General features: G+C 34.2%; 21 protein-coding genes, 2 pseudogenes and 1 riboswitch. Of the genes and pseudogenes, 16 read left to right on the top strand and 7 right to left on the bottom strand.

Annotation, left to right across the window (positions count from 1 at the left end; translation table 11 throughout):
* Positions 1-71 precede the first annotated feature (71 nt).
* Both V7S50_RS29855 and V7S50_RS34195 read right to left on the bottom strand, forming a co-directional pair.
* Entirely contained in the window at positions 72-1,460 is a 1,389-nt protein-coding gene (locus tag V7S50_RS29855; RefSeq protein WP_242251446.1) for an alpha/beta hydrolase, read from the bottom strand.
* A gap of 64 nt (positions 1,461-1,524) precedes the next feature.
* Positions 1,525-1,605 (bottom strand): annotated as a pseudogene (locus V7S50_RS34195) (hypothetical protein); the annotation flags it as partial.
* A gap of 422 nt (positions 1,606-2,027) precedes the next feature.
* Between V7S50_RS34195 and V7S50_RS29860 the strand changes: the two are divergent.
* The 6 genes and pseudogenes from V7S50_RS29860 (at position 2,028) to V7S50_RS29885 (ending at position 8,930) form a co-directional block, all read left to right on the top strand.
* Positions 2,028-3,656, top strand: coding sequence for a peptide ABC transporter substrate-binding protein (locus V7S50_RS29860; RefSeq protein ID WP_242251447.1), 1,629 nt, complete (start codon positions 2,028-2,030; stop codon positions 3,654-3,656).
* A 522-nt stretch (positions 3,657-4,178) separates the two neighbouring features.
* Positions 4,179-4,388: a hypothetical protein gene (locus tag V7S50_RS29865; RefSeq protein ID WP_063224279.1), complete on the top strand. Its 210-nt coding sequence runs from the start codon at positions 4,179-4,181 to the stop codon at positions 4,386-4,388.
* Position 4,389: 1 nt separating this feature from the next.
* Positions 4,390-4,682: pseudogene (locus tag V7S50_RS29870) on the top strand (DUF4176 domain-containing protein).
* A 68-nt stretch (positions 4,683-4,750) separates the two neighbouring features.
* The gene (locus V7S50_RS29875) at positions 4,751-5,131 is read left to right on the top strand and encodes a BA_1872 family lipoprotein (protein WP_063224278.1); all 381 of its coding nucleotides are present in this window, start codon (positions 4,751-4,753) and stop codon (positions 5,129-5,131) included.
* A 344-nt stretch (positions 5,132-5,475) separates the two neighbouring features.
* The gene (locus V7S50_RS29880) at positions 5,476-7,506 is read left to right on the top strand and encodes a class I SAM-dependent methyltransferase (RefSeq protein WP_242251448.1); all 2,031 of its coding nucleotides are present in this window, start codon (positions 5,476-5,478) and stop codon (positions 7,504-7,506) included.
* A gap of 290 nt (positions 7,507-7,796) precedes the next feature.
* Positions 7,797-8,930: a TIGR04053 family radical SAM/SPASM domain-containing protein gene (locus V7S50_RS29885; RefSeq protein WP_242251449.1), complete on the top strand. Its 1,134-nt coding sequence runs from the start codon at positions 7,797-7,799 to the stop codon at positions 8,928-8,930.
* A 117-nt stretch (positions 8,931-9,047) separates the two neighbouring features.
* On the opposite strand, the gene V7S50_RS29890 is transcribed toward V7S50_RS29885, so the two are convergent.
* Complete coding sequence (locus V7S50_RS29890) at positions 9,048-9,578, bottom strand: GNAT family N-acetyltransferase (protein WP_063224275.1); 531 nt, start codon at positions 9,576-9,578, stop codon at positions 9,048-9,050.
* A 142-nt stretch (positions 9,579-9,720) separates the two neighbouring features.
* On the opposite strand from V7S50_RS29890, the gene V7S50_RS29895 reads away from it, so the two are divergent.
* The 3 genes from V7S50_RS29895 (at position 9,721) to V7S50_RS29905 (ending at position 12,419) form a co-directional block, all read left to right on the top strand.
* Positions 9,721-10,419, top strand: coding sequence for a response regulator transcription factor (locus V7S50_RS29895; protein ID WP_242251450.1), 699 nt, complete (start codon positions 9,721-9,723; stop codon positions 10,417-10,419).
* Positions 10,409-11,476, top strand: coding sequence for a HAMP domain-containing sensor histidine kinase (locus tag V7S50_RS29900; RefSeq protein ID WP_242251451.1), 1,068 nt, complete (start codon positions 10,409-10,411; stop codon positions 11,474-11,476). The genes V7S50_RS29895 and V7S50_RS29900 overlap by 11 nt, the downstream gene beginning before the upstream one ends.
* A gap of 82 nt (positions 11,477-11,558) precedes the next feature.
* Positions 11,559-12,419: a M23 family metallopeptidase gene (locus V7S50_RS29905; RefSeq protein WP_242251452.1), complete on the top strand. Its 861-nt coding sequence runs from the start codon at positions 11,559-11,561 to the stop codon at positions 12,417-12,419.
* A 58-nt stretch (positions 12,420-12,477) separates the two neighbouring features.
* On the opposite strand, the gene V7S50_RS29910 is transcribed toward V7S50_RS29905, so the two are convergent.
* Positions 12,478-13,773, bottom strand: a complete 1,296-nt coding sequence (locus V7S50_RS29910) for an Nramp family divalent metal transporter (protein WP_242251453.1) — start codon at positions 13,771-13,773, stop codon at positions 12,478-12,480.
* Between the two features lie 494 nt (positions 13,774-14,267).
* Here V7S50_RS29910 and trhO point away from each other — a divergent pair, with 494 nt between their 5' ends.
* Entirely contained in the window at positions 14,268-15,227 is a 960-nt protein-coding gene (gene trhO / locus V7S50_RS29915) for an oxygen-dependent tRNA uridine(34) hydroxylase TrhO (protein WP_063224270.1), read from the top strand.
* Positions 15,228-15,454: 227 nt separating this feature from the next.
* Here trhO and V7S50_RS29920 read toward each other — a convergent pair whose 3' ends face one another.
* On the bottom strand, positions 15,455-16,930 hold the full coding sequence (locus tag V7S50_RS29920; protein WP_242251455.1) for a hypothetical protein: 1,476 nt from the start codon (positions 16,928-16,930) through the stop codon (positions 15,455-15,457).
* Positions 16,931-17,105: 175 nt separating this feature from the next.
* Between V7S50_RS29920 and panE the strand changes: the two genes are divergently transcribed.
* Positions 17,106-18,050, top strand: coding sequence for a 2-dehydropantoate 2-reductase (gene panE, locus V7S50_RS29925; protein WP_242251456.1), 945 nt, complete (start codon positions 17,106-17,108; stop codon positions 18,048-18,050).
* Positions 18,051-18,104: 54 nt separating this feature from the next.
* On the opposite strand, the gene V7S50_RS29930 is transcribed toward panE, so the two are convergent.
* Complete coding sequence (locus V7S50_RS29930; protein WP_255446740.1) at positions 18,105-18,233, bottom strand: hypothetical protein; 129 nt, start codon at positions 18,231-18,233, stop codon at positions 18,105-18,107.
* A 140-nt stretch (positions 18,234-18,373) separates the two neighbouring features.
* Positions 18,374-18,520: riboswitch (cyclic di-AMP (ydaO/yuaA leader) on the top strand.
* A 144-nt stretch (positions 18,521-18,664) separates the two neighbouring features.
* On the opposite strand from V7S50_RS29930, the gene V7S50_RS29935 reads away from it, so the two are divergent.
* The 5 genes from V7S50_RS29935 to V7S50_RS29955 all read left to right on the top strand — a co-directional run bounded on the left by V7S50_RS29935 (position 18,665) and on the right by V7S50_RS29955 (position 25,553).
* A complete protein-coding gene (locus tag V7S50_RS29935) occupies positions 18,665-20,491 on the top strand; it encodes an APC family permease (protein ID WP_242251458.1) in 1,827 nt (608 codons plus the stop codon).
* Between the two features lie 602 nt (positions 20,492-21,093).
* On the top strand, positions 21,094-22,254 hold the full coding sequence (nheA, locus tag V7S50_RS29940) for a non-hemolytic enterotoxin NHE subunit A (RefSeq protein WP_242251460.1): 1,161 nt from the start codon (positions 21,094-21,096) through the stop codon (positions 22,252-22,254).
* Positions 22,255-22,285: 31 nt separating this feature from the next.
* A complete protein-coding gene (nheB, locus tag V7S50_RS29945; protein WP_242251462.1) occupies positions 22,286-23,494 on the top strand; it encodes a non-hemolytic enterotoxin NHE subunit B in 1,209 nt (402 codons plus the stop codon).
* 118 nt (positions 23,495-23,612) lie between these two features.
* Positions 23,613-24,692, top strand: a complete 1,080-nt coding sequence (gene nheC / locus V7S50_RS29950; protein WP_242251464.1) for a non-hemolytic enterotoxin NHE subunit C — start codon at positions 23,613-23,615, stop codon at positions 24,690-24,692.
* 234 nt (positions 24,693-24,926) lie between these two features.
* Positions 24,927-25,553, top strand: coding sequence for a LysE family translocator (locus V7S50_RS29955; protein ID WP_063224263.1), 627 nt, complete (start codon positions 24,927-24,929; stop codon positions 25,551-25,553).
* A 355-nt stretch (positions 25,554-25,908) separates the two neighbouring features.
* On the opposite strand, the gene V7S50_RS29960 is transcribed toward V7S50_RS29955, so the two are convergent.
* Positions 25,909-26,555 (bottom strand): S-layer homology domain-containing protein (locus V7S50_RS29960; protein WP_336376712.1); only part of this gene is annotated, 647 nt, incomplete at its 5' end.

Genomic DNA, 26,555 nt, shown 5'->3' on the forward strand with positions numbered 1-26,555 from the left:
AATGATTTAGATAAAATCACTAGTTTCAAAAAACCCTTTACGTAATAATGATTATATGAAGTATTTTGATGCTACTTATTTTTTGTCTCGTTGACCCATTTAATAATGTCCTGGATGACGTACTCAGGAACATTAGCAGGGATTTCATATTCACTAGGAAGACTTAATTCCCCATCACCCTCCGTGAAGAAATGATTCAATTTTGGGTATTCATTGAACTGAACATTCCTGCGGTTTGAAAGCCCTTCCTGCCATTTTGTATATTCATTTTTTACTGTTACTTGATAATCGCGTGCTCCTTGCAGAATCAGTAAAGGCTCTTTTCGTGATCTTGCCTCTTCAACTGGACGCCACCTAGAAACATCATACATAAAATGAGGCGACCCAAAATTGTAGCCAGATGGAGGATGGTCAGGATTGAAAGTAGGATCTTGGATAAAAGCGACCTGTCTTTTTAGTTCATCGATTACTTCCTTTGGTGCCCCTAGGTATTGATTCTGATCAATGGCAATGTCAGTCAATGGGCGTGCAGGTGGTGCGAGTAAGATACTTCCTCTAACAAGTGAGGAAGGTGATTTGCTTAGTATACGCGGCATTGCGCCAGCTCCTAGACTATGTCCAAGAATGAAAATGTTATTTGGATCAATGCCTTCCTGCTGCGCTGCTGATTTTGCTGCATGTATGGCATCATCTGTAGTATCACGGTCTAACGTAACAGGTTCTGCACTCATCTTTAATGTGTGTGCTAAGGTGCGTTTTTCATAGCGCAACACTGCAATTCCGTTGGATGAAAGGCCCACCGCAAGGTCTCGTAAGATTTTTGTTCCCAGATATGTACTATCGCGATCATGGATGCCAGCACCATGAACAAGAACAACTACGGGTACCTTTTCACCAGGCTTATGTTTTGGAACTGTTAATGAGGCTGGTAACGGATAGGTAGAATTTCCAATGACGATTTCACGTTCTTGATAGGAAGCAGGTTGATCATATCTAGGATGCGGGATAATATAAGATTCCGGAGGCGTCCTTACCCCAACTTCATCTACTTTCCCGCCAGGTGTGAATTTAAGGAGTAATGGTATGGTAGTTCCTTCAATAGTTCCTGAAATTTCCACCGTCTGATGGACCAGGTTTCGTTCTTTTATCAAGGGGGGTTCCATGCTTTTTATCCCGCTCCAGCCACTTTGTATCCACCAGTTTTGTAATGTGTTTGCTGTAAACTTGGATTGAAAAGCAGCAGACGTTAACTGAAGTGCCTCTGCATACTTACCTTGCTGGAGATATTCAAGAAATAATGATGTACGCTCTGTTAAAGAGACTCGTTTCTTTTCTACAGGTTGTTTCTCACGTGTATCTGCGTGAATAGCTGTTGTTGTAAGCGGAAAAGATGAAATACCTAAAGAAAAGAGTAGGGTAAAGGAAAGTACTGATTTTTGTATTTTCTTTTTTTTATTCATGTTTTAACCTCCAATATGTGATGGTAAAAAACAGGTATGATAATTAAGGTTCTGTTGTAAAAACGTCTAAACCATTGATATGTTCATCTAAAACCAACAGTTCTGGTTTTGTCGTAATCGCTCTAGCAACTCCTAATCTCTCTTTCTTCCTTCGCATTATATTTTGACTATACGAAACAAAGTTCTCGTTTTTCTTACTTGATTCTTACAAAATCCTTAAGTGTATAACTTGACCTGGATTCCAAAAAACAAAACGGCATTGCTGAATGGAGATACGAAGATATCCCAACCAAACTGTACCCTATACGCCTATTAAGTTAATTATGGGGGGATTTATATGAAACAGAAGAAAAGTTAAAGCAAAAAGGGAGGTATACAATAGGAGATTTGTTATAAATACTTGAGCTTACAGCGCAGATTATACATTCAATCTTTAGCTATCCTTTTTAGACAGGTAGCTTTTTTCTTGAACGAATAAATATTCAAAAGAATGTCGCATCTTTCTGTTAGTATTTCTGCTATAATATATTACGCTTTATAATATTTTATATTTAAGGAGAACAATTCATGAAGCTAAAAAAGAGCCATTTAATGGTAATGGCACTTGTTACATCTTTATTATTAACAGCTTGTAATAATAAGGAAAATAAAAGTGATGCAGAGGCAAAAAAACAAGTATTAAATGTAACAGTATCAGAAGAAATTCCTTCTCTTGATACTGCGAAAACGATGGATGGTACGTCAGCGCACGTTATGCAAAACATATTTGAAGGGTTGTATGTATTAGATGATCAAGATCAGCCTATTCCAGCGGTAGCAAAATCGTTTAAAAGAAGTGAAGATGGTAAAAAATATACATTTGATTTGCGTAAAGATGCAAAATGGTCAAATGGTGACAATGTAACAGCAAATGATTTTATGTTTGCATGGAAACGTGCAATTACCCCTGAAACAGCGTCTCAATATGCGTCCATGCTCTTTTATGTGAAAAATGCGAAAGAGATCAATAAGGGAACGATGCCTCTTGATGAACTTGGGGTTACGGTTATAAATGATTATAAGTTAGAGGTTGAACTAGAACAGCCAATTCCTTATTTTTTACAGTTGTTAGCACTACCTATATACTTACCACAGCATGAATCATTTCTGAAAGAACAAGGAAAGAATTATGCATTGGAATCTAGTAATCTCATATATAATGGCCCATTTGTATTAGAAAAATGGAAGCATGAACAAGAGTTTCAACTAAAGAAGAATGCTACATATTGGGATCAAAAGAAAGTGAAATTAGATGAAATAAATTTTCAAATTGTAAAAGATACAATGACGGCTGTTAATTTATACGAAGCTGGTAATTTGGACCGGGTGCCTATTAATTCTCAATTTGTAGACAAGTATAAAGGGAATAAGGAATTACATATGTCGAGTGATCCTGGAATTGCTATGCTACGTTTTAATGAAAAAAATAATGCATTAGCAAATAAAAAGGTACGTCAATCTATTTCATTAGCGTTAAATAAAGAGGACTTCGTTGCTCACTTTATTAATAACGGGGCAAAATCTGCAAGCGGACTTGTACCAGTTGGTCATGTAAATGAAGAGACTGGTAAAGATTTTAGAAAAGAAAACGGAGATCTTTCTTCATACGATTTACAAAATGCGAAAAAGATTTGGGAAGAAGCGAAAAAAGAACTTGGAGTAGAGCAAGTAAACTTCGAGTTTTTAACATTTGAACAAGATAATGCAAAACGTATGGCAGAATATATAAAAGGTGATTTAGAAAAGAATTTGCATGGATTAACGATACAAATTAAACAACAGCCATTTAAGCAAAAATTACAGTTAGAACAAACAGGTGATTACGATATAACTATGGCAAATTGGGGACCTGACTATAAAGACCCAATTAGTTATTTAGAGCTATTTACGACGGGTAATCAGAATAATAAAATGAATTACTCTAATTCTCGTTTCGATGAATTAATAAAGAAAGCGAAAACTGATTTTGTACTAGAACCAGAGAAGCGATGGGGAGCATTGCTAGAAGCTGAGCAGATATTATTAGAAGATGCAGCTGTAGCACCGCTGTATCATATTGGTTCAGCATATGTACAAAAGGATTACGTAAAGGGAATTGAAAAGCATCAATTTGGTGGTGTTTATACTTATAAGAATGCTTATATCGCTAATGAATAAATACAAAAAACCTTACTTTTTAAAAGTAAGGTTTTTTACAGAGGGGCAGGGAAATCCTTTGGTAGTGTTCCCGGTATATAAAGAAGATAAATGCAAAATTGTAGGTACGTATTCATAAGAAGTTACTTGAATATGGTTGCTATTCTTTATAGGGTTTTAATATCGGAAGAAGAATAGAAATATAGCATACATGGAATAAGGGAATGCAGTACAAATCAGCATACAAGCATTCTCTTGCTGTAACTATGTTTGTTTTTAATTATATAAAAAAAATATTAGATTATATATTTTGTCCTTGGTATACTTAAAAGGTAATTTGGAGTATTAAGATGAATTGATAGAGAAGTTTGTTTGTAATTATTTGAGTATTATAAAAAATAATGGGAGCTTAAGTGTTCGATTGGAACGGGGCTTTTTCTATATGAATTAATTGGTATGTATAATACTTGGAGGGATATTAATTTGGGGATATCGGTGATTTGGTTTAGAAGTTAATGTTAAGGAATAAAGGGGAAAATTAGTATGAATAAGAAAGTGAAAAATTTAAAATATTTTATGGTTATATTAGCTTGCATTGCAATTTTTGGGACAGTTTTACCTAATGCATTAGATCCAAATGAATCATTAGCAGGGAAAATTTCAATTGCAACTTTCGGTACAATTGGAGCTTGTTTACTATTCTCTATAACTTATTTTATTGTAAAAAAAGCTATTTTAAGAGGTGGGAAATAAGATGGGACAAAATTTAGAGTTAGAATTACTTCCAATAGGATCTGTTGTAATGTTTAAAGATTGGGAACATCCATTAATGGTTTAAGGAAGAAGACGGATGGATTCTGAAACAAAAAAACATGGGATTATGTATGTTGTTATTCCCCTCGTGGTAATATTTCTTCAGAGTGCAATTTCTTTTTGAATTATGAAGATATTTCTAGTGTGTTACATCTTGGTTTTATTAATGAAACAGAATTAGAGTTTCAAAAATTATTTAAAAAAGAAATTGAAGAAAAGCAGCGATTCTTTTAAGATGTTGGTATTTTTGAAATAGTTAAAGAATGAATCTTAATTCATATACATAAAAAAGGAGAATTTCTATGAAATCACTACGTGTATTTATGATCCTCACTCTTGTTGTATTGTTAAGCGCGTGCAATACAGCAACACAAGTTACAAAGGTTCAAAAAAATGGCGAAACGACTTTGAAAATTGGTTCCCTGCAAGGGTATTACGATGTACAAACGCTTAAAGCTGAAAAAGGAAATGTGGAAATCCCTTATGAAGCAGCCGTTGAAGAAGGTACGATTTTATTGCAAGTTACAAAAGGTGATAAGGTTATTTATGAAGAAGAAGTCACTTCTCAAAAAGAAGGCTTGCTTTCTTTTGAAGCGCCAAAATCCGGATCATATGATTTAATTGTACGCGTGAAGGGTGAAAAAGAGAAAGCAAAAGAAATTCAAGTACATACTAAGCTATGAAAAAACGGCAAGTGGAGTGCACCCGCTTGCCGTTTCAATTTTCAGTGGATTCTGTTACAACATACGTTTATCAATTTAAGAAGTGATCCTCCGAAATTCCTAATGAAGATAAAATAAGAGATAAACAAAAGAATGTGTTACAACCTTGGCATGTTAGTAACGAAATTGATAACTCTCTTTTACATAATAAAAAGACTGGGTTTGATGCATTTGTATTTGAAAGAGGTGTAGATGGTAAAAAGCAAGTAGTAGCATTTAGGGGGAGGGACATAAGGTGACGCTCTTTTTGGAGAAGGTGTCTCAGAACTAACTACAGATATTGATTATATATGGGGGTAAATAAGTTGAAAAACATTGAAGTTCTAAATACATACATTAAAGGGATTTCTGATGCTCTCCCTACGTGGTTAAAGCATCTAATCGAGGCAGAGGAGATACATCAAAACTATGAGAATGTACAAGTACTTGGTGCATTAAAAACAGATGCGGTGTTGTACTATGTACACCGTACGCTGCAAGTGTTAGATGGGTTGCCTTTAGATGAAGAAGCGTATCGTATTATTGAAAGGGTACTAACGTATAGTGAGCTTGCAAAGGTAGGATCTTTAAAACAGCGGGAGCAATGGAAGAAAAGCGGGATTAATCTATTGGTACATAACGAGGGTTCTGCTGATATCTTTAGTGATATTCAGTTTAACGAACGTATAGAGACAAATTTAAACTCTACTGAGTATTTGTTTGTTCGAGATTTAATTAGAACACATGGATTAATCGGGCAGTATATACGCGGGGAGGCTCGTTTGGGCTCTCATGTTGATTTGATTAACACGTATAAAGAAGAGTACGGGGACGTTAGGTTAAAAGATATTCTATACTATCTTAACCAATGTATTATTGAGGGCGTATCAAAATCCTTGTGGAGTGAAGTAAAGAACGATGTGAAGATTACAATTGATGGTCTATTTGATGGTTATGTGGAGCCATTTACTTCTCGTATACATAGACTCACGCCAAAACATAAGGAGTCAGCATTTGAAAAAGATATAATTATGGGGAGCGAGAAGGGTGACGTTCAAACATTCTTATCCGATAAGGATTTGTGGTATGTAGAACCGTCTATGCATGCTCTTAGCTTTGAGGATATTTGGACAGTTTTTGTTATGTTAAAGAACGAGATAGGCACTAGAAAGGTTCAGCATATACATTTCGAGAAATTGATGCAGCAGTTGCACTATGATTTCAAAGGCGAGAAAAAGGACAATGTGTATCGTAAGCGGGTTATTGAGAAGTATCTACGGGAGTACCGTGAGAACGAGAAGCCGAATACAACACATGTTTCTTTTGAGGTTAAAGTCGATGAAGATATGAAGACTGCGTATGTGTCGTTTCAGTTTTCTGCTGTAGGTGAGGCTTTAATTACCTTCTGTGTAGAGGCAGAAAAGATAGATATGATGCATGCTCGGGCAAATGTGCTGCTGTTTGATTTCTTCGGATTACGTAAGGATGCATATGATAGATTCCATAACGAAGAAGTGTATCTGGGACATATGAATAGCTCAGCTGATGATAAACGAATTATTCTTGATTATATAAAGGGAGATACGATTGTAGATGTCGGAGCCGGTGGTGGTGTCATGTTAGACATGATCGAAGAAGAGAACGAGGATAAACGAATCTACGGTATCGATATTTCCGAAAACGTGATTGATACGTTGAAAAAGAAGAAGCAGAACGAGGGGCGTTCTTGGGACGTCATTAAAGGGGATGCAATCAACTTAAGCAGCTCGTTTGAAAAAGAATCGGTTGATACGATTGTATATTCTTCTATCCTTCATGAGCTGTTCTCTTATATCGAGTATGAAGGTAAGAAATTCAATCATGAAGTAATTAAAAAAGGGTTGCAGAGTGCCTATGAGGTGTTAAAGCCAGGAGGTCGTATTATCATTCGTGATGGCATCATGACCGAAGATAAAAGGTTAATGCGGGTGATTCATTTTAAAGATGCAGGCGGAATGAAGTTCTTAGAGCAGTATGTCCAAGAATTTAAGGGGCGTATAATCCATTATGAGGTACTTGCAGACAATACAGTCAAAATGCCTGTTAATGATGCAATGGAGTTTTTATATACGTATACTTGGGGCGAGGACTCCTTCGTTCATGAAGTGCAGGAGCAGTTTGGAATCTTTACACCAAACGACTATAAGGATTTCGTAAAGGGGATTTTTGGAGATAAAGTAAACATTGTTCAAGCTATGAACTATTTGCAGGATGGATATACAAATCATCTTAGCGAGAAAATCGATTTTACAGATGAGTCTGGGAATGCAGTTGCGCTGCCAGATAGTACGTTCTTTATGGTTTTAGAAAAGAGGTAATGCTGTTGAAAACCTTTAAAAATACAATTTTAAAAAACTTAATTTAAATTTGATGTGTTGAAGAAAGCCGCGATGTTTATAAAAAGTTGTATAGTTTTATCCCCTTTAGATAATTTAGTCTAAAGGGGTATTTATATTGAAAAAAAGAGATTCTGTAATTGTTGAAGAGGAAGGTAGAGACATTAGATCAACAACAGGGCAGGAAGAGTATGATATGTGATGCATCTCACACCATAAATACATATATAACTTTACAATTAGAATATCAATTGATGGGGGGGTTAATCTTGATGAATCGTGATTTTAATAAAAATCCATTTATTGTAATATGGGAGTTGACAAGAGCATGTCAATTAAAATGTCTGCATTGTCGTGCAGAAGCACAGTATCATCGTCATCCTCTAGAGCTAACATTCGGAGAAGGAAAAAAACTAATCGATGATATATATGAAATGGAAAATCCAATGCTTGTATTTACTGGTGGAGATCCATTAATGCGTCCAGATGTATATGATATTGCGGAATATGCAGTGAAAAAAGGTGTTCGAGTATCTATGACGCCAAGCGCTACTCCGAACGTTACGAAAGAAACGATTCAAAAAGCAAAAGAAGTAGGACTTGCTAGATGGGCATTTAGTTTAGATGGACCAACAGCTGAAATACACGATCATTTTAGAGGGACAGAAGGCTCATTTCAATTAACGATGAATGCGATTCGTTATTTGCATGAATTAAAAATTCCTATTCAAATTAATACTGTTGTTTCTAATTATAATGTGGATGTACTTGAAGAGATGGCAATGTTAATAGAAGAATTAGAATGTGTACTTTGGAGTATATTTTTCTTAGTTCCAACAGGGCGAGGTAAGGAAAAAGATATGATTTCACCAGCCCAACATGAAAGGGTATTCCATTGGCTATATCAGCTTAGTAAAAAGGTTTCTTTTGATATTAAAACAACAGCTGGTCAGCACTATAGACGTGTTGTGATTCAAGAAAAAATGAAAGAACATAAAAAGGAAAATCAGGTCATTCAATATCAGGATGTATTGATGAATGGGACGACTGGGCGAGTTGATGGGCTTGGGCGTGCTCCAAAAGGGGTGAATGATGGAAACGGTTTTGTATTTATTTCTCATATTGGAGATGTATATCCAAGTGGGTTATTGCCGATTAAAACCGGGAATATCAGAACAACATCGCTAGCTGAAATCTATCGAAACTCCCCTGTTTTTCAAAATATTCGTAATCCTGACAAGTATAAGGGGAAGTGTGGTGTTTGTGAGTTTCGATATGTTTGTGGGGGATCTCGTTCTAGAGCATATGCAATGACGGGGGATTACATGGAAAGCGAACCTTTCTGTGTATACATTCCAAAAGCATTGCGAAAACAGAAAAAGAACGTAAAAAAGGGACATGAGTAAGAGCTTGCCCATATCCCTTTTTTAATGTCTTATAATGTATAGTACTTCGCATCCTTCATTAAAAATTTACTACCTATATCTGTTGTTCTGAAACAAGTTTTTTACACATGAATTCTATTAAACCGATTTTAATAAAGAATAATAATTCGTGTCATAGGGGATATCATCTTGATACATATAATTTTTTAGAACTCCTTCTTTTTCAAAACCTAATTTTAATAGAACTTTATTGGAAGCCTCATTTTCAAGAAATACAATGGCCCCGATACGCTTTAAATGAATGGTATGGAAACCGTATGATATAACCTCAGAAACAGCTTCAGTCGCATATCCTTTTCCCCAGTATTCAGGGAAAAAGGCATAACTTAAATTAGCTCGTTTATGCTCGGAAGACCAATCATGAAATCCGATTGTTCCAATGAGTTCTTTCTTATCTTTTAATTCGATTCCCCACTTTATACCGCTCCTTGCATGGTAACTCAACTTAAAGTTATGAATGACTTGTTTCACTTGATCAACATCCTGTAATGGTTTTTGGCCATAGTAGCGCAGTACATCAGTATTAGAAAAGCATTGTAGTATACTCGGTGCATCTTCTTCGGTAAGTTCTCGTAAAATGAGTCGGTCGGTTTTCAATATAGGAAACATACTTTCACTCCATTTCTTCTGAAACTAGAATGTGTTGTTATTATATAATTTAGTCTGAAAATAAAGATTATTCAAGAGGGAAGTATGGTTTTGATATATGATAAAATTGATTGTGGAATAAATTACAAAAAGAGGTTTACATATGGAGACATACTCAATTTTAATTGTAGATGATAATAAAGATATTGTTCGATTTGTTCATGTGAATTTAATGCAAGAAGGTTTTAAAGTTTTTAGTGCTTATAACGGAGAAGAGGCTTTAGAAATAATAAATAATAACAGAATTCAACTTGCTATTTTGGATATTATGATGCCACAAATGGATGGAATAGAATTGTGTAGAAGGATTAGAGAGAAACATAGTTTACCAATTATGTTTTTAAGTGCAAAATCATCGGACGTGGATAAGGTAATAGGATTTAGTACTGGAGCAGATGATTATATTGTGAAGCCATTCAGTACAATTGAATTTATAGCGAGGGTGAAAGCTCAATTAAGAAGGTATACATATTTCAATCAAAATGCTGTCCAAGAAATAGAAAAGAAAATAAACATTAGAGGGTTAGAAATAGATGAAGTGTCTAGAACAGTAATGTTATATGGAGAAACAATCAATCTTACGAAAACTGAATATGATATTTTATACTTAATGGCAGCTGCAAAGAATCGTGTGTTTACTATTGAAGAAATATATGAGAGTGTTTGGAAAGAAAGAGCCTATGAAAGTAATAATACAGTAATGGTTCATATCGCAAGATTGAGAAATAAAATTGAAGAGAATCCAAAAGAACCGAAGTTTATTCAAAATGTTTGGGGAGTCGGATATAAAATTGAAGATTAAATCATTACAAGGCATTAGAGCTAAATTTTTTATTGCATTCATATGTAGCATCTTGTTAGCAACTGTAAGCATAATAGCGTTTCAAATGTTAATTGGAAATATATATAGTCATGTTACTGCGTTAGAGGAAAAGTATTCATTTTTATATTTTATAGTTTTTTTGATTTTTACTACGACATATTTTGCATGTATGACAAAAACAATGATGAAAAGATTATCTGAAATTAATAGGAATGTGAAGGAAATAAGTAATGGTAATTTTGAAATACATATACCTATTTCAAAACATGACGAGATTGGTGAATTAGCGACGAATGTTAATAGAATGGTGAAAAGTTTAAAAGAGGCTATCGAGAATGAAAAAAAATCACAGGAAATGAAAAATGAAATGATTAGTAATATTTCTCATGATTTACGAACTCCTGTAACATCTCTAATCGGTTACGTGGACCTGTTAGGAAATCAGCTTCATTCAAATAGAGAAGAATGTGAACAGTATGTAAGTATATTAAAGCGAAAGAGTTATGAATTAAAAAATCAAGTAGATGATTTATTAGAATATTGTCAAATAAATTATAGAGAGATTGAATTACATAAAAGTGTAGCAAATATGAAAGCTTTTATTGAACAAATTATGATTGATTTTGTGCCACAACTAGATGATGCTGATATGAGCTTTTGTATTAAGGGTGATAAGGAGTTACATGTGGAAATGGATGTAGCGCTTATGGTGAGGTTATTCGAAAATGTAATTAGTAATAGTATTATGTACGGGAAAGACGGAAAGGAGATTCTTATTCAAGTTTCTAAAAGAGATATGAATGTTGAAATAGAAATTAAAAACTTTGGACAATGTATTCCGAATGAGAACCTTCCTTACGTTTTTGAGAAGTTTTATCGGGGTGAAAAATCACGTAGTTCTCATACTGGTGGAAAAGGAATGGGACTTGCAATTGCGAGAAGTATAGCAGAACTTCATAAAGGAGATATCACTGTACGTAGTAACGATAAAGAGACAGTTTTCACTATCGTTTTACCACAGTATAAAGAAATGTAAGAAAGTCGTAAGTATTTCTTTTATATGCCGTAATTTTCACTTCGTATCATGTAGAACAAAGATATGAGAGTAGGGATACAACATGTGGAAGAAATATGTATTAGTAATTGTAGTTGCTTTTTTAATTATAAGTTGGAGTGTAATTTATTTAGCTGATGGTGTTATATCAATCGTTTTTTGGTGGAGTATACAAGCATTTAGCCTAGTATCAATTTTTATTTTAATAGCATCAGTATTACTATTTGTGTGGAAAGGTATTTTCAGAAAGCGAATAGATAGAACGCTACTCTTCATTGTGCTTTTTTCTATAATTGGAGCTTGGCCCTTAGGATGGTTCGCTAACATAGGCGGACTTGCTTACCCAGCTGATGTACAGTCTATGAACCCTAAAATAGTCGTTCGTTTTCCTTTAAATGAACGAGCACTAGTAGGCTGGGGTGGTGATCGGTTAGAAACGAACTATCACGTTATAAAGCCGAATGAACGATGGGCATATGATATTCTCATTCCACCTGCTGAAGTAAAAAGTAATAAGTTAGAGGATTATGGAATATTCGGAGCGAAAGTAATGGCACCAGCTTCTGGGACGGTTGTATCTATTAATAATAATGACCACGATTTAGTTCCTGGATCGGATAATTTTCAGTCGATGGCGGGGAATCACATATATTTACGAGTAGATGAAACAGGGACATTTTTGATTCTTGCCCATTTAAAGGAAGGATCAATTAAAGTGAAGGAAGGACAACATGTAAATGAAGGAGAGGTTCTTGCTCAAGTTGGTAACTCAGGAAGTTCAAGTGAGCCACATTTACATATTCATCATCAAAGGCAGGATCCATCAAAGGTAAGTATGTTTTTTGCGGAAGGATTGCCACTGTATTTTCAAACTGAAAAAGGTACGATGATGCCAGAAAGAGGGACATACATGAGTGGTAAGTAGAAGGAAAGTAATTCAAACAAAAAGGGTATTCCAAATTGAAATTGGAATACCCTTTTTATTAACCCACAAATGTTTGATACAGTAAGAAAATATTTAAAACGATAACAAGTGCAGCAATGATCCAAGCGATAAAGGTAGTTATGCGGTGATTAACGAGTGCACCCATAATTTTTTTACTACTTGTAAACATAATAAGTGGTACTAATGCAAAAGCAATACCGAATGATAGGACGACTTGGCTCATGACTAGAGCGTAAGTTGGATTTACACCAAAAGCGATAATAACTAATGGTGGAATCATTGTAATAAATCGGCGTAAGTATAACGGAATATGCATTCGAATGAATCCTTGCATGATAATGTCACCAGACATTGTACCGACTGAAGAGCTAGATAAACCAGCTGATAAAAGTCCGATTCCAAATAAAGCAGCGGATGCAGGTCCAACTAAGTTGCTAAATTGATTAAAAGCAACATCAAGATCTTCAACATGTAAGCCGTTTTTAAAGAATAGTGCGGCAGCAACAATTAACATACTTGCATTAATTGCTCCAGCGATAACCATTGCGATAATAATATCAATAAACTCAAAGCGGAAAATCTTTTTCTTTTGTTCATCATTTGTTCCGACTACGCGGCGCTGCGTTAAGGCGGAATGTAAATATATTGCATGTGGCATAACTGTCGCGCCTAAAATACCAGCTGCTAATAAGATACTATCCACGCCTTGGAATTTTGGAATGAATAGTCCTGAAAGTAAAGGACTTAATTCCGGTTTTGCATAGAAAACTTGTACACCAAAAGCGATAACAACGATAAAAATCATTCCTGTTATAATAGCTTCTAATGGACGGAAACTTCTGCGTTGAAATTCAAGAATAATAAATGATCCAGCGGCTGTAATTAAAGCGGCTGGTAACATTGGAATCCCGAATAATAAGTACAATCCGAGTGCCGCTCCAATAAATTCAGCTAAATCAGTCGCCATAATAACGAGCTCCCCTTGAATCCATAAACCGATGGAAACAGGTTTCGGGAAGTTTTCTCGAGCAATTTCAGGAAGGTTTCTACCTGTAGCAATTCCTAATTTAGCGGATAAAGTTTGGATTAATACAGCCATTAAATTAGAAGCGAGTATTACCCAGAGTAATAAATACCCATATTGTGATCCAGCAGCAATATTTGTGGCGAAATTGCCAGGATCAATATAAGCAACTGAAGCGATGAAAGCAGGACCTAAGAATGGTAATAGTCTTTTTAAGCCTTTCGTTTGCCCGCTTAATGCTAAATGCGCTGATTGAACAGTTGTACTTTGAGAAGGGACTTGTTCATCTTTTGATATATCTTTATTCATAGTAGTTTTCCCCTTTAAAATGTTAACTTGATGAAATTATTGTATTTATTCTTACTTATTATTTCAATACATTTAAATATAATATGTGTATTTTCATTTGAACATAAATGTTTCCTTAATGCAAATTATATGACTTTGTGCAATCGATGGTGTGAAGATACGAAATCTTTTTGGAAGTTTATGGTTGATGTGTAAGGGGGAAGATAATAAATTAAAGGGCTATTTTTGAAATTTATGTGAACATAAAGCCTATAATACAGCATATTAATTGATGGAAATGAATTTGTATGATATATAATATATTGGGATTACAACATAACCACAGTGTTTTGGTATGTAATCTTGTTTTTTATTTTTGTTAACTGATAGAAAATAGTATAAAGAGAAGAAAATGGGATGCATAAAACTTTGGATACATTTTCTTATTATATATGTTTTGATATGAACGTTAACTTATACATGATTTTAAAAATTAGATAGGTGGTAGAAATACATTGGCAACTACAAAACCATACAGAGTATTACTATATTACATGTACACAACAATTGAAAATCCTGAAGAATTTGCGGCAGAGCATTTAGCATTTTGTAATTCACTTGAATTAAAAGGAAGAATCCTTGTAGCTAAAGAAGGAATTAACGGAACTTGTTCTGGTACTGTAGAGCAAACAGAGAAATACATGGAAGCAATGAACAACGATCCACGTTTTGACGGTATCGTATTTAAAATAGATGAAGAAGAAGGGCACGCATTCAAGAAAATGCACGTACGTCCTCGTCCAGAGTTAGTTACACTTCGTCTAGAAGATGACATTAACCCACACGAAATAACTGGGAAGTATTTAGAGCCAAAAGATTTTTATGAAGCAATGAAACAAGAAGATACAGTTATCATTGATGCACGAAATGATTATGAGTTTGATTTAGGACACTTCAAAGGTGCGATCAAACCAGATATCGAATCATTCCGTGAATTACCAGACTGGATTAGAGAAAACAAAGAAACACTTGAAGGTAAAAAGATTTTAACGTACTGTACAGGTGGAATTCGTTGTGAGAAGTTTTCTGGTTGGTTAGTTCGAGAAGGCTATGAAGATGTAAGTCAGCTTCATGGCGGAATTGTAACATACGGAAAAGACCCAGAAGTACAAGGTGAGCTTTGGGATGGACAATGTTACGTGTTCGATGAGCGTATCGCTGTACCAGTAAACCAAAAAGAACATGTTATTGTTGGTAAAGACCACTTTACAGGTGAACCTTGTGAGCGCTATGTAAACTGTTCAAATCCAGAATGTAACAAGAAAATTTTATGTTCTGAAGAAAACGAAGCGAAATATTTACGTGCATGTTCTCATGAATGCCGTGTAAGCCCACGTAACCGCTACGTAATACAACATGAATTAACTGAAGAACAAGTAGCTGCTGCGTTAGAACAAATCGAAGCAGGAAAGTAAGTCGAATGAGTATAGCAAAACGAGAAGAAGTTACTCCAAAGTTCATTTTGGAGTAACTTCTTCTTTTTGTCAGTTTTTGTCGGTAAGTCGATATGTTCGAAAAATCGCTGATATATTTCGAGTTTTGCTGATATATTTCGAGTTTCGCTGATATATTTGAAAAATCGCTGGTAAAAATTTCATGTACTGAAGCGCGCTACAGATGGATAATTTGAAAATAAACTTTTTTAATTCTCATCATCTTTCTCTTTCACAGCAGATAACACTGTTTGTTTGACCCATGCTTTTCTTCTTCTATGCTGTACCCCCCATTGATATAACCCTTGTGCACCTAAAATAAGTGAAATGACTATACCGCTAATTGCTATTAAAAGAGCGAAAAATTCAAGGGGCGAAGATATTTTGTTTGAATCGGTGTTTCTTAAAAGATCAATCATAGTAAATCCTAACATTTGGCCTACTACAGAGTAGAGGGTTAAAATTAATAACAAAAGGCTATCTTTTTTTGAAGCGACATTTTCTTGATATTTAAACAAACTATCAAGATTTTGTTTTGCGTTCGAGTATAAAATTTCGATGTTAAAAAGTTTTCTTAAGCGAAAGAAAATATCTTCACTCTGTGATTGGGATACTAGCTCTAAAGAAAAGTAATTCGCTGTAAATGAATTGATTGAATAAATTAATTTCTCTATTTCATTTGTATCTTGTTCAATGTTTAGTTCAGCATAAGCGTTTGCCATTTTTAATAAAACGATTTTATGAAATAGATTTAATAACAAAGCGTAATAAAATTCCCCGTACATTTGACTGGCAAGTTTAGTAATTTCGTGTTCTCCCTCATTTGTTACACATGTGAAAATATGTTCTTCCATTATGAAATAGCGATTGGGTGCCCATCTCTGGTAAGCGTGTTGTTTTAAATAATCATGAATATAAGGAAGATTATTTGCACTCACATATGCTCTACCATCACTTGTTAACCCGGAAAGACTGGAAGTACGATAAACATCCACTTCATTAAGTTCCATATCTTCTTTTATAGATAATAATGTTTGAACGTACATTCTTTGGTCTTCAAAGAATGGAAAGGTTTGAAAGTAAGAGCTTCTTAATCTCTTCTTCTCAAAGAAGTCTGTTACGCCATGAAATAAATAACCGAAAATGAACCTTTCCACTTGGGAATATCTTTTTCCATTACACTCAATACAAATCGTTTCGTTTGTATCATTTTTAGTTTCAAGTACACGGAAGCGGGCGGCAAATTCGATTGCTTCTGATAATGACATTTTTGGAGCTGTTTCTACTTCTGTCCGAATGGTTAAGAAGCCAAGTTCATAAGGACAAAGTGTTATGTCAATAGAATGAATCTTGAATGGAACAGAAATAAGATTTGTTATTAAATATCCATTTGAATTAAGGTCTTTAGAATAGCGCTGTAATCCTTTTTGATGCGCTGAATGAGGAAATAGAATTTTATTTGTAAATGAAAGATAGTATGCTTCCATATTTTGATGTGAAACTTGAAACTTTCCGTAGTATGTATTTTCATTTTCAAGATGATCGAGTCGAAAAGGGCGAAAATCATTTTTCTGTAAGAAAGGGAACATATTTTGTTCATATCCAGTTTTAAAAGAAAACGGGAATATAAATTGAAATATAGCTGTTGTTACATCTTTTTCCTCGATTGTTTGTATTGCCTCCATTTACATTGTTTCCTTTCCATATGTGCTATAAAAACAACATGCCCAAATTCATTTGAAAATAACCACTGTTTTATACTATATAAAGAATGAAAATTCAGCTTATTTAGTAGGGGACATGTATAATGTTATGTATACTAAAAGGTATAAGATTATATTTTGAAAAGGGGGATGTTGTATGCGTATTTTAGTACTAGGAGCTGGTGGCGTCGGAGGCTTTTTTGGTGGCCGATTAGTTGAAAAGGGAGAAGATGTTACGTTTCTTGTTCGTAGTAAACGGAAAAAACAATTAGAGGAAGGAGGACTTGTAATCCGAAGTATGAACGGGGATTTTTCCTTCCAACCGAAATTAATAACGAAAGAAGATAGAACTTCTCCATTTGATGTTATTTTATTTTCAACAAAAGCGTATCACTTAAACGAGGCAATTCAAGATTTGAAGCTGTTTGTAGGTAAAAATACTGTAATCATTCCATTGTTAAATGGTATCGCTCATTTATCATTATTACAAAAAGAATTCGGCGAGGAAAAAGTAATTGGCGGTTTATGCTTTATCGAGACGACGTTAAACGATCAAGGAGAAATTGTACAAACTAGCGCTGCCAACAGACTTGTATTTGGAGAAATTAAGTCTCAAGATCCAGAGAGAATAAAGCATATTTCTAAAGCATTTGCAGATACGAAATCTAGTTTTGTTTTAAGTGAAAATATTACGCAAGATATGTGGCATAAATATTTATTTATTACTGTAATGTCAGGTGTGACAACATTAATGCGTGCACCAATAGGACCAATCCGTGAAAGTGAAGGTGGACGTGATTTTATCCGAAGCTTATTTGAAGAATGTGTGCAAATTATGAGATATATTGGGGCACCAGTTAAGGATGAGATTTCCAAGGAACATATGAAAACAATTGATAAAATTTCATATGACATGAAGTCATCGATGCAGCGGGATATGGAAAAAGGTTCGTCTATAGAAGGAAAGCACTTACAAGGATATTTACTAGATGTAGCAGAACAATTTTCTATAGAAGCACCATTATTAGAAGCAGTATATCAAAATTTGAAAGTGTATGAAGAAATGACCTTTAACAGATCAGCAATAGAATTGGATGTATGAAAAAATAAAAAAGAAAGCAATATATAAGTGTATTGCTTTCTTTTTTATGACAATTTATTTATTTCTTTTCGTTCTATCTGTCAAATTTATTTCCTGTTCACGTTTACTGTATAGTTGATTAATTTCATTTGCTAACGCATCTAAATAGGAATCGGAAAAAATAGGCTTCTTTTCTTTAGACATATGGGTCTCCTTTATCGATTTTTTAGTATTCATTATGTATATTTATCGGCGGATTATGCGCAATCATTTTAAATTTTTTCTTTTTCAAAATTTTTGTTTACATTTTGAAAATAAAGGAGTATTATAATCCACAGTTTCAATTTTCTAAATCGCTGAAACCGCATGGTGCGGGGGACCCGTTCTTATGGATTAATACTTAATCCAATGGGGTGAATCCTTGAAAAAGGTAGGGCTACTCATAGGCCCGAATCCGACAGCTAACCTCGTAAGCGTTATATTGAGAAGGAAGGTGGAGCTTGTGCGACAAAAAATATAATGTCTACAAGTCTATTTCGTTATGGCTTGTAGACATTTTTTGTTTTCTGAAGAAATAGTTTATCCGCTGTAACTAGCAGAAAAGTTCGTACAAAATTAATGGAGAGTGGACAGCAGTGGTTTCATCTATTAAAAGATTTTTAATTGGAAGACCGTTAAAATCAACTGAGCTTGGAGAACAAAAGCTCAATAAAACGAAGGCGTTAGCAATTTTGTCTTCTGACGCTTTATCATCGGTTGCTTACGGTCCAGAGCAAATATTAATTGCTTTAGCAGGTCTTGGAGCAATCGCTTATTGGTATTCTATTCCGATAGCTGTTGGGGTATTAGTATTATTGACAGCCCTTATTTTATCTTATCGACAAATTATTTTTGCTTATCCGCATGGCGGGGGCGCGTATGTTGTATCAAAAGAAAATTTAGGGATGAACCCAGGCTTAATTGCTGGAGGATCTTTATTAGTCGATTATATTTTAACGGTTGCGGTAAGTGTGTCTGCTGGTACAGATGCGCTAACATCTGCTTTTCCTAGTTTACATGCACATAATGTAATCATTGCGATTATATTTGTTATATTTATTACTATTTTAAATTTAAGAGGGGTAACGGAATCAGCTTCCGTTTTAGCATATCCTGTTTATTTATTCGTTTTAGCACTATTTATATTAATTGGTGTAGGGATATATAATATTTTAACGGGACACGTTTCACCGACTTTACACACGCCAATTGGAACGCCGGTTGCAGGAATTAGTTTGTTTTTACTGTTACGAGCATTTGCATCGGGTAGTTCGGCTTTAACAGGTGTAGAGGCGATCTCTAACGCAATTCCAAACTTTAAGGATCCTGCACCTAACAATGCAGCGAAAACATTGCTTGCAATGGGAGCATTACTTGCAGTGTTATTTTCAGGGATTGTTTTCTTAGCTTATTATTACGGAATTACTCCAAGTAAAGAAGTAACAGTTGTTTCTCAAATTGCTGAACAAACATTTGGACGTAATTTCATGTACTATTTCATACAAGGTACAACAGCTTTAATATTAATTCTTGCTGCTAACACAGGATATTCTGCATTTCCGTTATTAGCAGTTAACCTTGCAAAAGATAAGTTTATACCGAGAATGTTTACGATTAGAGGAGACCGCCTAGGTTACTCAAACGGTATTATTATACTTGGAATCGCTTCGATTATTTTAATTGTAGCCTTCCAAGGGCAAACAGAACATTTAATCCCGTTATATGCAGTAGGTGTATTTATTCCATTCACACTTTCTCAAACTGGGATGGTATTAAAATGGCTTCGTGAAAAACCAGAAGGATGGGCTTTGAGATTAACGATTAATTTAATCGGTGCAGTTATTAGTTTTATCGTAATGAGCATGTTCTTTTTAACTAAATTTGCACAAGTTTGGTCGATCCTTATTTTCTTACCTGCCATCATCTTCTTGTTCCATCGAATTAAGAAGCATTACGACGCGGTGGGTGATCAATTAAGTTTAAAAACTTGTGAACCACTTGTTCCAATTGAGGGAAATGTAATTGTTGTTCCTGTAGCTGGTATGACTCATGTGGTGGAAAATTCATTGAACTATGCGAAGGCTCTTTCGGCAGATCAAGTTATTGCTGTATATGTTGCTTTTGACAGAGAAGAGGAAAAGAAATTTGAAGAGAAATGGAAGAAGTGGCAACCTGAAGTAAGGCTTGTTACCTTACATTCTCATTATAGAAGTATTATTCAGCCACTAACAAAGTTTATTGATACAGTACAATATAAAGCGAGTGAGTCAAATTACCGGGTTACTGTAGTTATACCACAGTTCATTCCGAAAAAAGGTTGGCATAACATTCTTCATAATCAGTCTAGTTTACTCATTCGTGCGTATTTACTCTATAAAAGAAATGTTGTTATTACGACAGTTCCATATCATTTGAAAAAATAAGAAGGTTTTTAAGGATAGCTTTACGAAAGTGAAGCTATCCTTTTTGTGTATACACTATGCATAATTGCATATGGGTCTGAAAATTATATTAATATATTTTTTGTGTCTATGAATAAGTAGAGGTTTTTGTTGTGATATATGGATATTTCAATTGTAAAAGTGAAGCGGATTATATTTTGAAATAAGGACAGGAAAGCTTGAAAATAAAGGGAATGAAAATACTTCTTTACGATAGATAAATAGCTGTGTTTAAATGACCTTACAGTACAAAACTTATATGAAAACAAAACGGAATTTCATATTTACTTACGTTATTTAGTTTAAAATGAATAATATTTTTATGTAATATATTCACTGTATCAATGTGGAAAATGAGATCCGACAGAAAATTTATGCAGTGTTATTCATACTAAGCATATGTGAAAAGTTATGAAATGTTTTATAACAATAAGTAAGTACTGTGGCAATAAAAATTAGGAGAGATGGTTCGTACGTGAATCGCGGTGAGAACGTTCTCTATTTTAACCATCTCAAACTATGTGCAAGAAAATAGAATAATAAAATGCGATAGTAATAGTTGCTAATACATAGGAGGAGTTAAAGTGAAAAAAACTTTAATTACAGGGTTATTGGTTACAGCAGTATCTACGAGTTGTTTTATTCCTGTAAGCGCTTACGCTAAGGAAGGGCAAACAGAAGTGAAAACAGTATATGCACAAAATGTAATTGCTCCAAATACATTATCCAATTCAATTAGAATGTTAGGATCACAGTCACCACTTATACAAGCATATGGACTAGTTATTTTACAACAGCCAGATATTAAGGTGAATGCGATGAGTAGTTTGACGAATCATCAAAAGTTTGCAAAGGCAAATGTAAGAGAGTGGATTGATGAATATAATCCGAAGCTAATTGACTTAAATCAAGAGATGATGAGATATAGTACTAGATTTAATAGTTATTATAGTAAGCTCTATGAACTAGCAGGAAACATAAATGAAGATGAACAGTCAAAAGCAGATTTTACAAGTGCATATGGAAAATTACAATTGCAAGTACAAAGCATCCAAGAGAGTATGGAGCAAGATTTATTAGAGTTAAATCGATTTAAAACGGTATTAGACAAAGATAGTAGCAACTTATCAATTAAAGCTGATGAAGCAATAAAAACACTGCAAGGATCAAGTGGAGATATTGTGAAATTAAGAGAAGATATTAAAAGAATTCAAGGGGAAATTCAAGCTGAATTAACGACTATTTTGAATAGACCCCAAGAAATTATTAAAGGTTCTATTAATATTGGTAAACAAGTGTTTACAATTACAAATCAAACTGCGCAGACGAAAACAATCGATTTCGTTTCTATCGGTACTTTAAGTAATGAAATTGTAAATGCTGCAGATAGTCAAACGAGAGAAGCAGCTCTTCGCATTCAGCAAAAGCAAAAAGAGCTACTACCACTTATTCAAAAATTATCACAAACTGAAGCCGAGGCGACACAAATTACATTCGTTGAAGATCAAGTAAGTAGCTTTACAGAATTAATTGATCGTCAAATTACAACTTTAGAAGCGTTATTAACGGATTGGAAAGTTTTAAACAACAATATGATCCAAATTCAAAAGAATGTTGAAGAAGGCACGTATACAGACAGTAGTTTACTTCAAAAACATTTCAATCAAATTAAAAAAGTTAGTGATGAAATGAATAAACAAACGAATCAATTTGAAGATTACGTTACAAACGTTGAAGTACATTAAAAATAAGTAACGATATAGGGAGAGAAGAAAAATGACAAAAAAACCTTATAAAGTAATGGCTCTATCAGCACTTATGGCAGTATTTGCAGCAGGAAATATTATGCCGGCCCATACGTATGCAGCTGAAAGTACAGTGAAACAAGCTCCAGTTCACGCGGTAGCAAAAGCTTATAATGACTATGAAGAATATTCATTAGGACCAGAAGGCTTAAAAGATGCAATGGAAAGAACAGGTTCAAACGCATTAGTAATGGATCTGTACGCTTTAACAATTATTAAACAAGGGAATGTTAACTTTGGTAATGTATCGTCTGTTGATGCGGCTTTAAAAGGGAAAGTGATTCAGCACCAGGATACAGCGAGAGGAAATGCGAAGCAATGGTTAGATGTATTAAAGCCACAGCTTATTTCAACGAATCAAAATATCATTAACTACAATACAAAATTCCAAAACTATTATGATACTTTAGTTACTGCGGTAGATGCAAAGGATAAAGCAACTCTTACGAAAGGTTTAACTAGATTATCAAGTAGTATTAATGAAAATAAAGCGCAAGTAGATCAGTTAGTAGAAGACTTGAAGAAATTCAGAAATAAAATGACATCGGATACGCAAAACTTCAAGGGAGATGCGAATCAAATTACATCTATATTAGCTAGTCAAGATGCTGGAATTCCGCTTCTGCAAAATCAAATTACAACGTACAATGAAGCGATTAGTAAATATAATGCAATTATTATCGGTTCATCAGTTGCGACAGCTCTAGGGCCAATTGCAATTATCGGTGGTGCAGTAGTTATTGCTACAGGTGCAGGAACGCCGCTAGGAGTCGCATTAATTGCAGGTGGTGCAGCAGCTGTAGGCGGTGGTACAGCTGGTATCGTATTAGCGAAGAAAGAACTTGATAATGCACAAGCTGAAATTCAAAAAATAACAGGACAAGTTACAACTGCTCAATTAGAAGTAGCTGGGTTAACGAACATTAAAACACAGACTGAGTATTTAACAAATACAATTGATACTGCAATTACAGCGTTGCAAAATATATCAAATCAATGGTATACAATGGGATCAAAATACAATTCTTTACTTCAAAATGTAGAATCAATTAGTCCAAACGACCTTGTTTTCATTAAAGAAGATTTAAACATTGCGAAAGATAGCTGGAAAAACATTAAAGACTATGCAGAAAAGATCTATGCTGAAGATATTAAAGTAGTAGATACGAAAAAAGCATAATAACAATTAAACGGTTATAGCATTACGTATAGATAAGAGATTTTTAAATAATAGAGAGCTCCTGTTCAGTAGTGAGCAGGAGCTTTTTATATCCTTATAAAGAAAATAGGTGAAAAGTATGCAGAAAAGATTTTATAAAAAATGTCTTTTAACGTTAATGATTGCTGGAGTAGCAACGAGTAATGCATTTCCGTTACATCCTTTTGCAGCAGAACAACATGTAAAGGTGTTACAAGAAAATGCCAAAAATTATTCTCTCGGACCAGCAGGATTCCAAGATGTAATGGCACAAACGACATCGAGCATATTCGCAATGGATTCATATGCAAAATTAATTCAAAATCAACAAGAGACTGATTTGAGCAAAATAAGTTCCATTAATAGTGAGTTTAAAGGGAATATGATTCAGCACCAAAGAGATGCAAAAATTAACGCGGCGTATTGGTTAGATCATATGAAGCCGCAAATTATGAAAACAGATCAAAATATTATTAATTACAATAATACTTTTCAAGCGTATTATAATAGTATGCTAATTGCGATTGATCAAAAAGATAGCGTAAAGTTAAAAGCGGATTTAGAAAAATTGTATGCGGATATTGTAAAGAATCAAAATGAGGTAGATGTATTATTAGGGAATTTGAAAGCCTTTCGCGATAGAATGGCGAAAGACACAAATAGCTTTAAAGAGGATACAAATCAATTAACATCGATTTTGGCAAGTACGAATGCCGGTATTCCAGCTCTAGAGCAACAAATTAATACATATAACGATTCAATCAAAAAGAGTAATGATATGGTCATTGCTGGTGGTGTACTATGCGTAGCATTAATAACATGTCTTGCTGGCGGACCGATGATTGCGATTGCGAAAAAAGATATCGCAAATGCAGAAAGAGAAATAGCTAATTTAAAAGATAGAATTTCGGGAGCACAAGCAGAAGTCGTAATTTTGACTGATGTAAAAAATAAAACAACAAACATGACAGAAACAATTGATGCAGCGATTACAGCACTGCAAAATATATCAAATCAATGGTATACAGTAGGTGCAAAATATAATAATTTACTACAAAACGTAAAAGGAATCAGTCCTGAAGAATTTACGTTTATAAAAGAAGATTTGAATACAGCGAAAGATAGCTGGAAAGATGTAAAAGATTATACAGAAAAATTACATGAAGGCGTGGTGAAATAAACAGTGGACTAGTTCTGCTGTTTATTTTTTTTATCCTGTTTTTGTGAGAGTTGAGCTTATAATTTGATATATAAGTTTGCCCTGTGTTTTATCAATGTGGCTTTGGGGGAATGTTTAGCCAAATTGATATTAATAACCTAGATATACTTCTGATCAAGCTTTTTATATGTAATGTTTTAATGAAAAAAGCTATACTGTAAGCAAAACTAAAAATTGGAAAGGAAATATTAGAACATGGAAAACTATTTATTATTTATCCTTACAGCAATGCTAATTATAATAATGCCTGGCCCTGGTTTTGCACTAGTTACAAAAAATACTATATCGTATGGTAAAAATGGTGGAATAAAGACGGTCTTAGGAACGATGTCTGGAATGATGATTCATACAATAATGGCGACGCTAGGACTCTCTGCCATCCTAATGAAATTTTCTATGTTATTTATATTTATAAAATATGCTGGGGCTTTTTATTTAATTTACTTAGCTGTAAAGTCAATTAAAAGTGCTTTTTCTAAAAAAGAAGATTTGTCAGTTTCAGTGGAAATGAATGCTAAGGATAGTGGAACGCTTAAAAGCTTTAGACAAGGATTTACTACGGCAATTTTAAACCCAAAAACGGCTGTGTTTTTCCTTAGTTTTCTACCCCAATTTATTGTGAGTAATCAAAATCATTTCCTTCAATTTCTTTTGTTAGGAGTCACATTTACGGCTTTGACAGCAATATGGTATTTACTTTATATCTCACTCATACGTCAATTAAGAACTTTTTTAAGAAAAGAACGAGTGAACCGTACAATAGAGGGTATTACGGGCGCAGTACTATTAGTATTTGGAGTTAGATTGTTTTTCCAAAAATAAATATGTAAATGAAACGAGAAATAATGGCGGTTATTTCTCGTTTCATTTATTCTAAAGCTACTATTTCACAATTTTATAATGGTTTTAAGGTAGGGAAGTTGATCTTTTTCTCGGATAATTGGCATTATTAACCTCTTATATCAAAGTTAAAATTATTTATATAACAAAGAAGGAACCTATCATACTTCATGATAGGTTCCTTCTTTAAATGCAAAAACTACAAGTGTGTCAGGTTATGTTTCAAATCGTTACCGTTTCCAGAAAGCTCTTATAAAGTTGAATTTCTTGTTATTCTTTACCTGATGCTGATGAGATACCATCATCCAATTATTTTGATTCAATTTAGGATGAATATCTACTGTCGTTTGATAGGCAGTGCATAATAATCAAAAGATAAATCCAGCAAGGCACTTGCTTCTTGACGCAGTAACAGATCTTTCGGACGGAACATAAAGGACCCATCAGCATTGATGGAAGTATCAGGGTCTAGAATTCCTTGGGAGGCAAGTGCTTGAATAGATTGGACTGCCCAATCATCTGCGGCATCAAGTAATTTAACTTTAATAGTTTTATCAGTTTGAATCATTTTCAAATCTTGAATTTGCTTTACGTTTTGAATCATGGTTGCTGCGACCTGTCGGGTAATCGGAGTAGCATGGTTATACTCTGGAATTCCATTCATCATTTTTCCCCTTGCCTCCTTGGATTCGTCTGGAAAACCGTTCCATCCGTGAGCAAGTAACAGCATATCCGCAAATTCTCCTTGTGTCATGGTGTCCATCGGATTAAATAGATTATCTGTCTTAGCACCCATAATATTTAGAGCATGAAGATTATCAATGTGACTTCTATATTTACTCTTTGGTGGCACGTCATCAAAAGGTAGTTTGTTGTTAATTTTCTGAGCATCTGCTACAAAATCAAAGCTTTTAGGAGAGGTGTAGTGAAAATATGTGATTTCTCCTGCTGAATTCTTTTTGAAAGCAACTTTGTTGCCTTCCG

The sequence above is a fragment of the Bacillus sp. CCNWLW194 genome (assembly GCF_037120585.1).
GTDB lineage: Bacteria > Bacillota > Bacilli > Bacillales > Bacillaceae_G > Bacillus_A > Bacillus_A basilensis.

Coding starts and splice junctions, on each gene's coding strand:
- V7S50_RS29860 (WP_242251447.1), top strand. CDS start 2,028: ATGAAGCTAAAAAAGAGCCATTTAATGGTAATGGCACTTGTTACATCT.
- nheC (WP_242251464.1), top strand. CDS start 23,613: ATGCAGAAAAGATTTTATAAAAAATGTCTTTTAACGTTAATGATTGCT.
- V7S50_RS29885 (WP_242251449.1), top strand. CDS start 7,797: ATGAATCGTGATTTTAATAAAAATCCATTTATTGTAATATGGGAGTTG.
- V7S50_RS29895 (WP_242251450.1), top strand. CDS start 9,721: ATGGAGACATACTCAATTTTAATTGTAGATGATAATAAAGATATTGTT.
- V7S50_RS29905 (WP_242251452.1), top strand. CDS start 11,559: ATGTGGAAGAAATATGTATTAGTAATTGTAGTTGCTTTTTTAATTATA.
- V7S50_RS29865 (WP_063224279.1), top strand. CDS start 4,179: ATGAATAAGAAAGTGAAAAATTTAAAATATTTTATGGTTATATTAGCT.
- V7S50_RS29910 (WP_242251453.1), bottom strand. CDS start 13,773: ATGAATAAAGATATATCAAAAGATGAACAAGTCCCTTCTCAAAGTACA.
- V7S50_RS29920 (WP_242251455.1), bottom strand. CDS start 16,930: ATGGAGGCAATACAAACAATCGAGGAAAAAGATGTAACAACAGCTATA.
- V7S50_RS29930 (WP_255446740.1), bottom strand. CDS start 18,233: ATGTCTAAAGAAAAGAAGCCTATTTTTTCCGATTCCTATTTAGATGCG.
- V7S50_RS29875 (WP_063224278.1), top strand. CDS start 4,751: ATGAAATCACTACGTGTATTTATGATCCTCACTCTTGTTGTATTGTTA.
- V7S50_RS29955 (WP_063224263.1), top strand. CDS start 24,927: ATGGAAAACTATTTATTATTTATCCTTACAGCAATGCTAATTATAATA.
- V7S50_RS29855 (WP_242251446.1), bottom strand. CDS start 1,460: ATGAATAAAAAAAAGAAAATACAAAAATCAGTACTTTCCTTTACCCTA.
- panE (WP_242251456.1), top strand. CDS start 17,106: ATGCGTATTTTAGTACTAGGAGCTGGTGGCGTCGGAGGCTTTTTTGGT.
- V7S50_RS29890 (WP_063224275.1), bottom strand. CDS start 9,578: ATGTTTCCTATATTGAAAACCGACCGACTCATTTTACGAGAACTTACC.
- nheB (WP_242251462.1), top strand. CDS start 22,286: ATGACAAAAAAACCTTATAAAGTAATGGCTCTATCAGCACTTATGGCA.